Source organism: Pseudomonas sp. UBA7500, from assembly GCF_002478435.1.
GTDB classification, from domain to species: domain Bacteria; phylum Pseudomonadota; class Gammaproteobacteria; order Pseudomonadales; family Pseudomonadaceae; genus Aquipseudomonas; species Aquipseudomonas palmensis.
In genome coordinates, this window is record NZ_DLNW01000002.1 from 16282 (window position 1) to 29555 (window position 13274).

Below are 13274 nucleotides of genomic sequence, written 5' to 3' on the forward strand. Positions count from 1 at the left end.
GTTGTCCAGGTGGATAACGGTTGGGCAGTGCCCGTACTCGCGGTATAAAGACGCCGGGCACGGCCACTGCGGGCAATTTGATAATTATTTGCATTTGGACGTCAAGCCGACTCTCGTTTCTTCAAGTGAACCTACCCATGCACCTTCTTTGCCGCCCGTCCGATCTGGGCGAGGGCCAAAGCCGTGGCTTCAAGGCCGCAGGCATCGACCTGTTCGGCGTACGTCGCCAGGGCCGCGTCTACCTGTACCGCAACCGCTGCCCGCATCGTGGCATCGGCCTGAACTGGGAGGCAGACCAATTCCTGGACCCCAGCGCCCAACTGATCGCCTGCGTTCATCACGGCGCACTGTTCGTGCCGGAGTCCGGTGAATGCGTGGCCGGCCCCTGTACCGGGGATGCATTGCAGGCCCTGGACTGCCGGGAAGACAGCCAGGGCATCTGGCTCATTACGTGAGCATCACCGGCAATGCGCGGTCGATGCTGATCTGCTCGCCGTCCAGGTGCACGCCGTAGGCCAGCACCTCGACACCTTCGGCTGCCGCTGCACGCAAGGCCGCGGCATAGGCGCTGTCGATTTCCTCGGCCGGGCGCACCGCATCGATGCCGCTCAGGTTCACGCAATACAGTTGCACCGCCCGCACACCCTGGCGCACCAGTGCCGACAGTTCGCGCAGGTGCTTGGCGCCACGTTGGGTCACCGCGTCGGGAAACGCCGCTATCCGCGAGCCGTCGAAGCCCAGGGTCACGCTCTTGACCTCGACATAGGCCGGCCCTGTGGGGTACTCCAGGCGAAAATCGATGCGGCTGCGTTCCTCGCCATAGGCCACCTCCCGCCGGAGCGCCGTGAAGCCGGCCAGCTCGGTGATGCGCCCGGCGTGCAGCGCCTCTTCGACGATGGCATTGGCCCGCCCGGTGTTCACACAGGCCAGCCGGCCTTGCGGGGTCTCGGCGATTTCCCAGGTGCCCGGCAATTTGCGCTTGGGGTCGCTGGACCGACTGAACCAGACCTTGCCGCCCTCCAGCATGCAGTTGAGCATCGACCCGGTGTTGGGGCAGTGGATGGTCATCTGTTCGCCGTTGGCCAGTTCGATGTCGGCCAGAAAACGTTTGTAGCGACGCAGCAGGCGCGCCTGCTCAAGTTCGGGGAAAAAACGCATCAGCCTTGCCAACTCCGCAAACCGCGGGCGATCCGCTCGACCGCCTGCTGCAGGCGCGGCAGGCTCTGGGTGTAGGCAAACCGCACATGGTGCCCGGCCTGGTGACGACCGAAGTCCAGGCCCGGGGTGAAGGCCACGTGTTCGGTTTCGAGGAAGTGCTGGCAGAACGCGAAGGCATCACCGCCGAACGCGCTGATATCGGCGTACAGGTAGAACGCGCCTTGCGGTTCCACCGCGATACCGAAGCCCAGCTCGCGCAAGGCCGGCAACAGGAAGTCGCGACGCCGCGCGAACTCGGCGCGACGCTCCTCGAAAATCGCCAGCGTGCGCGGTTCGAAACAGGCCAGCGCAGCATGTTGGGCCATGCTCGGCGCACTGATGTAGAGGTTTTGCGCCAGCTTCTCCAGGTCGGCGACCGCTGCAGGCGGCGCTACCAGCCAGCCGAGGCGCCAGCCGGTCATGCCGAAATATTTTGAGAAACTATTCAGCACGAAGGCTTCGTCATCGACTTCCAGCACGCTGGGGGCGTCGATGCCGTAGGTCAGGCCGTGATAGATCTCGTCGACCACCAGGTGGCCATTGTGCGCACGGGTGGCCTGCGACAGGCTGGCCAGTTGCTCGCGGTCGAGCACCGTGCCGGTGGGGTTGGCGGGCGAGGCCACCAGTGCACCGACGGTCTCGTTGTCCCAGTAACGCTCGACCAGGTCGGCATTGAGCTGGTAGTTGGCCTCGGGGCCGACCGGCACCAGTTGCGCACCGCCCTCGACCAGGCGCAGAAAGTGCCGGTTGCACGGGTAGCCCGGGTCGGCCAGCAGCCAGTGCTTGCCTGGGTCGACCAACAGGCTGGCCGCCAGCAGCAATGCGCCCGAGCCGCCCGGGGTGATCAGGATGCGCTGCGGGTCGATGTTCACCCCGTAACGCTGGGCATAGAACCCGGCAATCGCCTCGCGCAGCGCAGGCAGGCCACGTGCCGCGGTGTAGCGCGTGTGGCCTGCGGCCAGGGCAGCCTGGCCGGCTTCGACGATGGGCGCGGCAGTGGTGAAGTCCGGCTCGCCGATCTCCAGGTGGATCACGTCATGCCCGGCTGCCTGCAGTTCGTTGGCCCGCGCCAGCAGCGCCATGACGTGAAAGGGTTCGATGGCGCGACTGCGCGCACTGTAGGGCTGGGCCATGGCCTTCTCTCAAATGGGTCTAAAATGATGATTCTACCCATGCATGGGAACGAACGTGTGGGTAAAGCCGTGGTCAACCGGGGAGACAACCGGGAGTAGCGCGCCCCGATTCGATCTGGTAAGTTCGGCGGCTCGCAGTCGCAGGGCCGGCGGGCGCCGGAGATGGAGAAGCCTGCGCAATGGATTAGAAGAGTGAGAGGCGGTCTATTCATGTCCACCCAAGAAAAGAAACAAACCGTTCAAGCCGTTGGCGACTTCACCCCCTATGAAGCTGGTAAGGGTGAGGAGTACATGAGCGATGACATGCGGGCCCACTTTGTCTCCATCCTGAACAAGTGGAAGCAGGACCTGATGAAGGAAGTGGATCGGACTGTAGACCACATGAAGGAAGAGGCAGCCAACTTTGCCGACCCGGCAGACCGTGCCAGCCAGGAAGAAGAGTTTGCGCTGGAACTGCGCAATCGTGACCGCGAGCGCAAGTTGATCAAGAAGATCGACAAGACGCTGCAACTGATCCAGGACAAGGACTACGGCTGGTGCGAAGACTGCGGTGTTGAAATCGGTGTGCGCCGCCTGGAGGCCCGCCCTACCGCCGACAAGTGCTTCGACTGCAAGAACCTTGCGGAAATCAAGGAAAAACAGGTCGGCAAGGCCTGACCTGAACAGAACGGGGCGCTCAAGGCGCCCCGTTTCATTTATGGCTGTCGGATCTACCCGCCTGTGATGAACACCCCGCGCTACATCGGGCGCTTCGCCCCCACCCCCAGTGGTTTTCTGCATTTCGGCTCGCTGGTCGCCGCCCTCGCCTCGTGGCTGGACGCACGCGCGGTGGGCGGGCAATGGCTGCTGCGCATGGAAGACATCGACCCGCCGCGCGAAGCCCCCGGCGCCCAGGCCGCCATCCTGCACACTCTGGAAAACTACGGCCTGCACTGGGACGGCGCAGTGGTGTACCAGAGCCAGCGTCACGACGCCTATGCCGCCGTGGTGCAGCGCCTGTTCCAGCAGGGCCTGGCGTACGCCTGTACCTGTTCGCGCAAGCAGCTGGAAGGGTACAACGGTATCTATCCGGGCCTGTGCCGCAACCTGGGCCACGCCCAGGAGGACGCGGCCATTCGCCTGCGCGTGCCGGAGCTGAGCTATCACTTCACCGACCGTCTGCAGGGCCGCTTCGAGCAGCACCTGGGACGCGAGGTGGGCGACTTCGTGATCCGGCGCCGCGATGGCCTGTACGCTTACCAGCTGGCAGTGGTGCTGGACGATGCCTGGCAAGGCGTGACCGATATCGTGCGCGGCGCCGACCTGCTCGACAACACCCCGCGCCAGCTGTACCTGCAGGAGCTGCTGGGCCTGTCGCAGCCGCGCTACCTGCATGTGCCGCTGATCACTCAGCCCGACGGGCACAAGCTGGGCAAGTCGTATCGCTCGGCACCGTTGCCAGCGGACCAGGCCACACCCTTGCTGTTGCGGGCCTTGCGTGCTCTCGGCCAACCGGTCGAGGCGGGCATGGCGCTGGGTACGCCGAGCGAGGTACTCGCGCACGCCGCCCAGCACTGGAATACCGACGCCCTGCCCCGGCGCCTGAGCGTGCCCGAAGCCGACCTTCATTGATCGCTGCCCACTGCTGACACAGGCGTTGAGCCCTTCGCTGGCAGGCCAGCGCCCATCGGTGCACCGTTGCCCTCAAGGCCAGTACAGAACCTGGGCAGCGAAGAGGCCGGAACAGCTTGCACAAAGCCCAACAAATTCAATTCGTTGGGCATTCTGGCGAAGGTCGTTTGCAGGCACCGGCCCTTCCGTTACCATCGACGCCGATTTGCGCCAATAATAAGCCCAGGCACGCAGCGTCCACAGCCAACGAGGCCCGCATGTACATCTATCGCTTGGTCCTGCTTCTGGTAGTGGGGATCTACCTGTTCTCCCCGGCCATCATGGACTGGTGGATCGAACCCACCGGCGCCTGGTATCGCCCCTACCTGCTGTGGCTGATCCTGATCGTCGTGACCTTTATCCTGCAGAGCCAACGTGATGCCGATGAGCTTTAGCCTGACCCAGATGATCCTGATCAGCGCCGCCTACCTGCTGGTGCTGTTCGGCGTGGCCTGGATCAGCGAGCGCGGCATGATCCCGCGCTCGATCATTCGCCACCCACTGACCTACACCCTGTCGCTGGGCGTGTACGCCAGCGCATGGGCCTTCTACGGTACAGTCGGCCTGGCCTACCAGTACGGCTACGGTTTCCTGGCCTGTTACCTGGGAGTGTCCGGTGCATTCCTGCTCGCCCCGGTGCTGCTCTATCCGATCCTGAAGATCACCCGCACCTACCAGCTCTCGTCGCTGGCCGACCTCATCGCGTTCCGCTTTCGCAGTACCTGGGCCGGCGCCCTCACCACGATCTTCATGCTGATCGGCGTGCTGCCGCTGCTGGCCCTGCAGATCCAGGCCGTGGCCGACTCCATCAGCATCCTCACCGGCGAGCCGGTCAAGAGTCGCGTGGCCCTGGCCTTCTGCGCCATGATCACGCTGTTCACCATCTTCTTTGGCTCACGCCATATCGCCACCCGCGAGAAACACGAAGGGCTGGTATTCGCCATCGCCTTCGAGTCGGTGGTCAAGCTGCTGGCGTTGGGCGGCATCGGCCTGTATGCGCTGTACGGGGTGTTCGGCGGCCCGCACGAGCTGGAGGTGTGGCTGCTGCAGAACCAGACCGCCCTCGCCGCGCTGCACACACCCTTGCAGGAAGGCCCGTGGCGCACCCTGCTGCTGGTGTTCTTCGCCTCGGCCATCGTGATGCCGCACATGTACCACATGGCCTTTACCGAGAACCTCAACCCGCGCTCGCTGGTCAGCGCCAGTTGGGGCCTGCCGCTGTTCCTGCTGCTGATGAGCCTGGCGGTACCGCTTATCCTGTGGGCCGGGCTCAAGCTGGGCGCCAGCACCAGCCCGGAATACTTCACCCTGGGCCTGGGCATCGCCGCCAACAATCAGGCCCTGGCGCTACTGGCCTACATCGGCGGGCTATCCGCCGCCAGCGGGCTGATCATCGTCACCACGCTGGCGCTGTCGGGCATGGCGCTGAACCACCTGGTGCTGCCGCTGTACCAGCCGCCGGCCGAAGGCAACATCTATCGCTGGCTGAAATGGACGCGCCGCGCGCTGATCGTGGCGATCATCGCCGCCGGTTTCGGCTTCTATCTGCTGCTCGGCGCCCAGCAGGACCTGGCCAACCTGGGCATCGTCGCCTTCGTTGCCACCCTGCAGTTCCTGCCAGGCGTGCTGTCGGTGCTGTACTGGCCCACCGCCAACCGGCGCGGCTTCATCGCCGGCCTGCTGGCGGGGATCCTGGTGTGGATGGTGACCATGCTGCTGCCGCTGGTGGGCAACCTGCAGGGCTTCTACATTCCGCTGCTGAACATGATCTATGTGCTCGACGACACCAGCTGGCACATGGCGGCGATCGCCTCGCTGGCGGCCAACGTGCTGCTGTTCACCCTGATCTCGCTGTTCAGCAACGCCAGCGCCGAGGAAGTCGCCGCCGCCGAGGCCTGCGCCGTGGATAACGTGCGCCGTCCGCAACGGCGCGAACTGCACGCCGCCTCGCCGCAGGAATTCGCCACCCAGCTGGCCAAGCCGCTGGGCGCCAAGGCCGCGCAGAAAGAAGTCGAGCAAGCCCTGCGCGACCTGTACCTGCCCTTCGACGAACGCCGCCCGTACGCCCTGCGACGTCTGCGCGACCGCATCGAGGCCAACCTGTCGGGCCTGATGGGCCCCAGCGTGGCACAGGACATGGTCGAGACCTTCCTGCCGTACAAGTCGGGCAGCGAGAACTACGTGACCGAAGACATCCATTTCATCGAGAGCCGCCTGGAAGACTATCACTCGCGCCTCACCGGCCTGGCCGCCGAGCTCGATGCCCTGCGCCGCTACCACCGCCAGACCCTGCAGGAGCTGCCCATGGGCGTCTGCTCGCTGGCCAAGGATCAGGAGATCCTGATGTGGAACAGGGCCATGGAAGAGCTGACCGGCATCCCCGCCAAGCGTGTGGTCGGCTCGCGCCTGACCACCATCGGCGAACCCTGGCGCGGCCTGTTGCTGGGGTTCATCAACGTGCCCGACGAGCACCTGCACAAGCAGCGCCTGGGCCTGGACGGGCAGACCCGCTGGCTCAACCTGCACAAGGCGGCCATCGACGAGCCCCTGGCACCTGGCAACAGCGGCCTGGTGCTGTTGGTGGAAGACCTCACCGAAACCCAGATGCTCGAAGACAAGCTGGTGCACTCCGAGCGCCTGGCCAGCATCGGCCGCCTGGCCGCCGGGGTCGCCCACGAAATCGGCAACCCGGTCACCGGCATCGCCTGCCTGGCGCAGAACCTGCGTGAAGAGCGCGAGGACGACGGCGAGATCACCGAGCTGAGCAGCCAGATCCTGGAGCAGACCAAACGCATCTCGCGCATTGTCCAGTCGCTGATGAGCTTCGCCCACGCCGGCAGCCACCAGCACAGTGACGAACCGGTGTGCCTGGCCGAAGTGGCGCAGGATGCCATCGGTCTGCTGGCCTTGAACCGGCGCAATTTCGAAGTACAGTTCTTCAACCTGTGCGACCCCGAGCACTGGGTCGACGGCGATCCGCAGCGCCTGGCGCAGGTACTCATCAACCTGCTGTCCAACGCCCGCGATGCATCGCCGGCCGGCACGGCGGTACGGGTCAAGAGCGAAGCCAGCGAGCACACCGTCGACCTGATCGTCGAGGACGAAGGCAGCGGCATTCCGAAGAGCATCATGGACCGGCTGTTCGAACCCTTCTTCACCACCAAGGATCCGGGCGAAGGCACCGGGCTGGGGCTCGCTCTGGTCTATTCCATCGTGGAAGAGCATTATGGACAAATCACCATCGACAGCCCGGCCGATACTCAAAGCCAGCGTGGCACCCGGATCCGTGTGACCCTGCCGCGTCATGTCGTAGCGACGTCCGCTGTGAACTGAGACCGTCGAGAGAATTGAATCAATGCCGCATATTCTGATCGTCGAAGACGAAACCATCATCCGCTCGGCCTTGCGTCGCCTGCTCGAACGCAACCAGTACCAGGTCAGCGAAGCCGGCTCGGTACAGGAGGCCCAGGAACGCTTCAGCATTCCGAGCTTCGACCTGATTGTCAGCGACCTGCGCCTGCCCGGCGCACCGGGTACCGAGCTGATCAAGCTGGGCGAAGGCAAGCCGGTGCTGATCATGACCAGCTACGCCAGCCTGCGCTCGGCCGTCGACTCGATGAAGATGGGCGCAGTGGACTACATCGCCAAGCCCTTCGATCACGACGAGATGCTCCAGGCCGTCGCCCGCATCCTGCGCGACCGCCAGAACGCCCCCGCCGCCCCTGCCGAGCGCAGCAGCGCCGGCGCCAAGGCGGCCCCGGCGGACAAGCCGGGCAATGCCAATGGCGAAATCGGCATCATCGGCTCGTGCCCGCCGATGCAGGACCTGTACGGCAAGATCCGCAAGGTCGCGCCCACCGACTCCAATGTACTGATTCAGGGTGAATCGGGTACCGGCAAGGAGCTGGTGGCGCGCGCGCTGCACAACCTGTCACGCCGGGCCAAGGCGCCGATGATTTCGGTCAACTGCGCGGCGATTCCCGAAAGCCTGATCGAGTCCGAGCTGTTCGGTCACGAAAAGGGCGCGTTCACCGGCGCCAGCGCCGGCCGTGCCGGCCTGGTCGAAGCGGCCGACGGGGGCACGCTGTTTCTCGACGAGATCGGCGAACTGCCGCTCGAAGCCCAGGCCCGCCTGCTGCGCGTACTGCAGGAAGGCGAGATCCGACGGGTGGGCTCGGTGCAATCGCAAAAGGTCGATGTGCGCCTGATTGCCGCCACCCACCGCGACCTGAAGAACCTGGCCAAGGTCGGCCAGTTCCGCGAAGATCTTTACTATCGCCTGCACGTGATCGCCCTCAAGCTGCCCGCCCTGCGCGAGCGTGGCGCCGACGTCAACGAGATCGCCAATGCGTTCCTCGCCCGCCAGAGCGCACGCATCGGGCGCAACGACCTGAAGTTCGCCCATGACGCCGAACAGGCCATTCGTCATTACTCCTGGCCGGGCAACGTGCGAGAACTGGAAAACGCCGTGGAGCGCGCGGTGATCCTGTGCGAAAGCCCGGAAATCTCTGCCGACCTGCTGGGCATCGACATCGAGCTGGCCGACCTGGAAGACGATGACGTGTTCGCCGGCCTGCCGTCTGCCGGCGGCGCCGCCAGCAACACCAGCCACGAACCGACCGAAGACCTGTCACTGGAAGACTACTTCCAGCACTTTGTACTCGAACATCAGGACCACATGACCGAGACCGAGCTGGCCCGCAAGCTCGGTGTCAGCCGCAAATGCCTGTGGGAACGTCGTCAGCGCCTGGGTATCCCGCGGCGCAAGAGCGGGGCCACCAGCGAAAGCTGAGCCAGCACGCGCACCGGTGTTACCGGCAGGTAACACCAGGGCGTGTGAAAAAAATGTTACCTCACGCTGATCACGTAACAGAAACCGGGGCATACGGTAACGAATCCCCGGTTTTTTTATGCCCGCCAGACGCCCCCAAAACCGCCTAACCCCTTGTTTTACTGGGGTTTGCAAAAGTTGGCACGGCACCTGCTATATGTTCGGTACAAGAACAATAACAAGCACTGCAAAAGACAATAAAAATAAGACGAATCGGCTCACGCACAATAAGAACAAGACGGCGGAGGCGCAGCTAACTGATTCTTTTGGAGAGGAGTTGTATTTGGGGCTTGCCCCACAACCAGGCAGAGAACAACAAAAACTGCACTCAAGCAGGGCCTGAACTGGTTGGATCGCATGATCACTGCAACCTCAGCGACCAAAGCAATCCGTTTGCTCTTGACTCCCGGTTAGGGAGAACACCCACAAGCCTTGCGGTTTTGTGGGTAGGGCACTCAACAAAAACAAGAAGCCCGGCAAAAGAACAATAAGAGCATGCAACTACTTCTTGGGGAGCTTCGGCTCCCCTTGTAGTTTCCGGCTTTCAGCCCGCCCGATGCACCCGCCTACACCATCCTTCGAGTAAATGCTAGAATCCCCGCCCATCATGCGGCCATTCTTCGTTTTTGGCCGAACATTCCTTCAAACAGTGCATCCCATGCTGAAGAAGTTGTTCCAGTCATTCCGTCCTACCGTGCGTGGCCAGCACCACATTCGCACCACGCCCGAAGTGATCAATAGCGGCCAGCATTCACTGCAACGTGGCCAGTTCAGCCGCCACGCGGTGAACATCGTCGAGCGCCTGCAGAACGCAGGCTACCAGGCCTACCTGGTCGGCGGTTGCGTTCGCGATCAACTCCTGGGCATTACCCCCAAGGACTTCGACGTCGCCACCAGTGCCACCCCCGAACAGGTCCGTGCAGAGTTTCGCAACGCCCGGATCATCGGCCGGCGGTTCAAGCTGGTGCATATCCATTTCGGTCGCGAAATCATCGAAGTCGCCACCTTCCGCGCCAACCATCCCGAGGTCGAGGAAGAGAACAGCCACACCTCTTCACGCAACGAGAGCGGGCGCATCCTGCGTGACAATGTATACGGCACCCTGGAAGAAGACGCGCAGCGCCGCGACTTCACCATCAATGCCCTGTACTACGATCCGGTCAGCGAGCGCATTCTCGATTACGCCAACGGCGTGCACGATATCCGCAACCGTCTGATCCGCCTGATCGGCGACCCTGTGCAGCGCTACCAGGAAGACCCGGTACGTATGCTGCGGGCCGTGCGCTTCGCGGCCAAGCTCAACTTCGGTATCGAAAAGCACACCGTGCAACCGATCCGCGAGCTGGCCCCGATGCTGCGTGAAATCCCTGCCGCACGCCTGTTCGAAGAAACCCTGAAGCTGTTCCTGTCCGGCTATGCGGCCGACACCTTCGAGATGCTGGTCGACCTGCAACTGTTCGACCCGCTGTTCCCGGCCAGTGCCCAGGCGCTGGAAGACCAGCCGACCTACACCCACACCCTGATCAGCCAGGCGCTGATCAACACCGACCTGCGCATCAAGCAAGGCAAGCCGGTCACCCCGGCCTTCCTGTTCGCCGCCATGCTCTGGCCGGCGCTGCCAGGGCGTGCCCTGCGCCTGCAGAGCCGCGGCATGCCGCCGATCCCGGCCCTGCAGGAAGCCGCCCACGAGCTGATCGCCGAACAGTGCCAGCGCATTGCGATCCCCAAGCGCTTCACGATGCCGATCCGCGAGATCTGGGACATGCAGGAGCGCCTGCCACGGCGCAGCGGCAAACGTGCCGACCTGCTGCTGGACAACCCGCGTTTTCGCGCCGGCTACGACTTCCTGCTGCTGCGCGAGAGCGCGGGCGAGGAAACCGACGGCCTGGGCCAATGGTGGACCGACTACCAGGACTGCAACGACAGCGAGCGCCGCGACATGATCCGTGACCTGGGCAGCCGCGACGACGGCGCAGGCGCGGGCCCGCGCAAACGCAAGCGCAGCCCGAGCAAGCGCAAGCGCGCCGACGGCGCAGGCGAGTAACGCCGCATGGTGCGTGCCTACATCGGCCTGGGCAGCAACCTGGCCGACCCGCAACAGCAACTGCGCAGCGCCCTCGAGGCGCTGGGCCGGTTGCCGGGTTCGCAACTGGCCGGTGTGTCGTCGTTCTACGCCAGCGACTCGCTGTCGCCTGGCCAGCCGCGCTACACCAACGCGGTTGCGGCCCTCGATACCTCGCTGGCGCCGCTGGCGCTGCTCGATGCCCTGCAGGCCATCGAGGCCGACCAGGGCCGCGAACGCAAGGAACGCTGGGGCCCACGCACCCTTGACCTGGATATCCTGCTGTATGCCGATCAGGTGCTCGACGAGCCGCGCCTGAAGGTTCCCCACTACCACATGCACGCACGCCCGTTCGTGCTGTACCCCCTGGCAGAGCTGGTGCCCGGCGACTTCTGCCTGCCCGACCAGCGCCCCCTCGCGCAATGGCTGGCAGAATGCCCATTCGTTGGCCTCGAGCGCCTGTAACCGGGCGCTCCCCCACGCGGTAACGCCCGTAACAGCGCCTTCGTAACAATGCGGTAACAGGGTAATTGACTTCAGTCTTCGTGCTCACGACTATAGGCGTCCCGCAGCGCCCCGGCGCCGCATAAGGCGTATATAGGCCTGGAACAGGGTTGTACTCCAAACACCACAATCGATGATGTGCTGTTCCAGTAGATGAATACACGCGTTGTACGCAGTCGTTTTTCACAGCGCCTGAACGAGGATTCCTTTCATGCCAGAAGTAACCCTGACCACCCTGCAAGGCCTCAAGGCCAAGGGCGAGAAAATAACCATGCTGACCTGCTATGACGCGACCTTTGCCAAGGTGGCGAGTCAGGCCGGCGTGGAAATATTGCTGGTGGGTGACTCCCTGGGCATGGTCCTGCAGGGCCATGACAGCACCTTGCCGGTGACCAACGCCGAAATGGCCTACCACACCGCCTGCGTCAAGCGCGGCAACCAGGGTGCGCTGATTCTGGCCGACCTGCCCTTCATGGCCTGCGCCACCACCGAGCAGGCCTTCGCCAATGCCGGCGCACTGATGCAGGCCGGCGCGCACATGGTCAAGGTCGAGGGCGCCGCCTGGCTGGCCGAGACCATTCGCCTGCTGGCCGAACGCGGCGTGCCGGTGTGTGCGCACATGGGCCTCACACCACAGACCGTGAACATCCTGGGCGGCTACAAGGTCCAGGGCCGCCAGGAGAACCAGGCACGGCAGATGCGCGCCGACGCCATCGCCCTGGAGCAGGCCGGCGCAGCCATGCTGCTGCTCGAATGTGTGCCCAGCGAGCTGGCGGCGGAAATCACCCAGGCCGTGACCATCCCGGTCATCGGTATCGGTGCCGGCAGCGCCACCGATGGCCAGGTACTGGTGATGCACGACATGCTCGGCCTGTCGCTCAGCGGCCGCGTGCCCAAGTTCGTGAAGAACTTCATGCTCGGCCAGCCCGACATTGCCGGTGCTTTCGGTGCCTACGTGCAAGCCGTCAAGGGCGTGACCTTCCCCGGCACCGAACATGGGTTCAGCGCATGAATACCGTCAAGACCATCCTTGAACTGCGCGCTGCGGTCGCCCGCGCACGCAGCGAGGGCAAGCGCATCGGCTTCGTGCCCACCATGGGCAACCTGCACAGCGGGCATGCCGCGCTGGTGACCAAGGCCGCGCAGCGGGCCGATTTCGTGGTGGCGAGCATCTTCGTCAACCCGCTGCAGTTCGGCGCCAACGAAGACCTCGACAAGTACCCGCGCACCCTCGCCGCCGACCAGGAAAAACTCCTGCAGGCCGGCTGCCACCTGCTGTTCACCCCCAACGTCGAAGAAATGTACCCCGATGGCATGGCGGCCCAGACCCTGGTCAGCGTGCCGCACCTGTCCGAAGGGCTGTGTGGCGCCAGCCGTCCCGGGCACTTCGAGGGTGTTGCCACGGTGGTCAGCAAGCTGTTCAACATGGTCCAGCCCGACCTGGCCGTGTTCGGCCAGAAGGACTTCCAGCAACTGGCGGTGATCCGCGCGCTGGTGCGCGACCTCAACCTGCCCATCCAGATCATCGGCGAGCCGACCGTGCGCGCCGAGGACGGCCTGGCCCTGTCGTCGCGCAACGGTTACCTGACCGACGCACAACGTGCCACTGCGCCCACGATCTACCGCACCCTGAGCCGGATCGCCCAGGCAATCGGCCAGGGCCGCCGTGACTTCGAGGTGCTGATCGCCGAAGGTCGGCAACAACTGGTGGAGGCCGGCTTCAAGCCCGACTACCTGGAAATCCGTCAGGCGCTGAACCTGCGCCCGGCAGCGGCGCACGACCGCGACCTGGTGATTCTGGTAGCAGCGGTACTGGGCGCCACGCGCCTGATCGACAACCTGCACCTGAACCTCGACGAACAGTGACAACGCACCCGGCCGGGCTGCCGGGCAATTA

The 13274-nt window shown here is 64.3% G+C and carries 12 protein-coding genes; 10 read left to right on the top strand and 2 right to left on the bottom strand.

All coding sequences use genetic code 11. From position 1 onward, the window contains the following. The first annotated feature begins 137 nt into the window (after window positions 1-137). A complete protein-coding gene (locus B4I46_RS01565) occupies window positions 138-455 on the top strand; it encodes a Rieske (2Fe-2S) protein (RefSeq protein WP_058540543.1) in 318 nt (105 codons plus the stop codon). Here the strand turns inward: B4I46_RS01565 and sfsA are convergent. Together sfsA and B4I46_RS01575 are read right to left on the bottom strand one after the other, a co-directional pair. Beyond that, entirely contained in the window at window positions 448-1158 is a 711-nt protein-coding gene (gene sfsA / locus B4I46_RS01570; protein WP_043863800.1) for a DNA/RNA nuclease SfsA, read from the bottom strand. The genes B4I46_RS01565 and sfsA overlap by 8 nt on opposite strands. Further along, entirely contained in the window at window positions 1158-2330 is a 1173-nt protein-coding gene (locus B4I46_RS01575; protein ID WP_078481321.1) for a pyridoxal phosphate-dependent aminotransferase, read from the bottom strand. Before B4I46_RS01575 ends, sfsA begins: the two co-directional genes overlap by 1 nt. Window positions 2331-2540: 210 nt before the next feature. Between B4I46_RS01575 and dksA the strand changes: the two genes are divergently transcribed. The 9 genes from dksA (at window position 2541) to panC (ending at window position 13243) form a co-directional block, all read left to right on the top strand. After that, window positions 2541-2987 carry an RNA polymerase-binding protein DksA gene (dksA, locus tag B4I46_RS01580; RefSeq protein WP_043863802.1) on the top strand — a complete coding sequence of 149 codons (447 nt, stop codon included), beginning with the start codon at window positions 2541-2543 and terminating at the stop codon, window positions 2985-2987. A gap of 66 nt (window positions 2988-3053) precedes the next feature. Further along, a complete protein-coding gene (gluQRS, locus tag B4I46_RS01585; RefSeq protein ID WP_043863803.1) occupies window positions 3054-3941 on the top strand; it encodes a tRNA glutamyl-Q(34) synthetase GluQRS in 888 nt (295 codons plus the stop codon). 257 nt (window positions 3942-4198) lie between these two features. Then, complete coding sequence (locus tag B4I46_RS01590; protein WP_003250005.1) at window positions 4199-4375, top strand: hypothetical protein; 177 nt, start codon at window positions 4199-4201, stop codon at window positions 4373-4375. Then, window positions 4359-7313, top strand: a complete 2955-nt coding sequence (locus tag B4I46_RS01595) for a sensor histidine kinase (RefSeq protein WP_162484883.1) — start codon at window positions 4359-4361, stop codon at window positions 7311-7313. The genes B4I46_RS01590 and B4I46_RS01595 overlap by 17 nt, the downstream gene beginning before the upstream one ends. A gap of 22 nt (window positions 7314-7335) precedes the next feature. Continuing rightward, window positions 7336-8772: a sigma-54-dependent transcriptional regulator gene (locus tag B4I46_RS01600; RefSeq protein ID WP_043863805.1), complete on the top strand. Its 1437-nt coding sequence runs from the start codon at window positions 7336-7338 to the stop codon at window positions 8770-8772. A 697-nt stretch (window positions 8773-9469) separates the two neighbouring features. Then, entirely contained in the window at window positions 9470-10855 is a 1386-nt protein-coding gene (locus tag B4I46_RS01605) for a polynucleotide adenylyltransferase PcnB (protein WP_043863806.1), read from the top strand. A 6-nt stretch (window positions 10856-10861) separates the two neighbouring features. Beyond that, window positions 10862-11338, top strand: a complete 477-nt coding sequence (folK, locus tag B4I46_RS01610) for a 2-amino-4-hydroxy-6-hydroxymethyldihydropteridine diphosphokinase (protein ID WP_043863807.1) — start codon at window positions 10862-10864, stop codon at window positions 11336-11338. A gap of 250 nt (window positions 11339-11588) precedes the next feature. Then, window positions 11589-12389: a 3-methyl-2-oxobutanoate hydroxymethyltransferase gene (panB, locus tag B4I46_RS01615; protein ID WP_043863808.1), complete on the top strand. Its 801-nt coding sequence runs from the start codon at window positions 11589-11591 to the stop codon at window positions 12387-12389. Next, window positions 12386-13243 carry a pantoate--beta-alanine ligase gene (gene panC, locus B4I46_RS01620; RefSeq protein ID WP_054916534.1) on the top strand — a complete coding sequence of 286 codons (858 nt, stop codon included), beginning with the start codon at window positions 12386-12388 and terminating at the stop codon, window positions 13241-13243. Before panB ends, panC begins: the two co-directional genes overlap by 4 nt. Window positions 13244-13274: the final 31 nt, after the last annotated feature.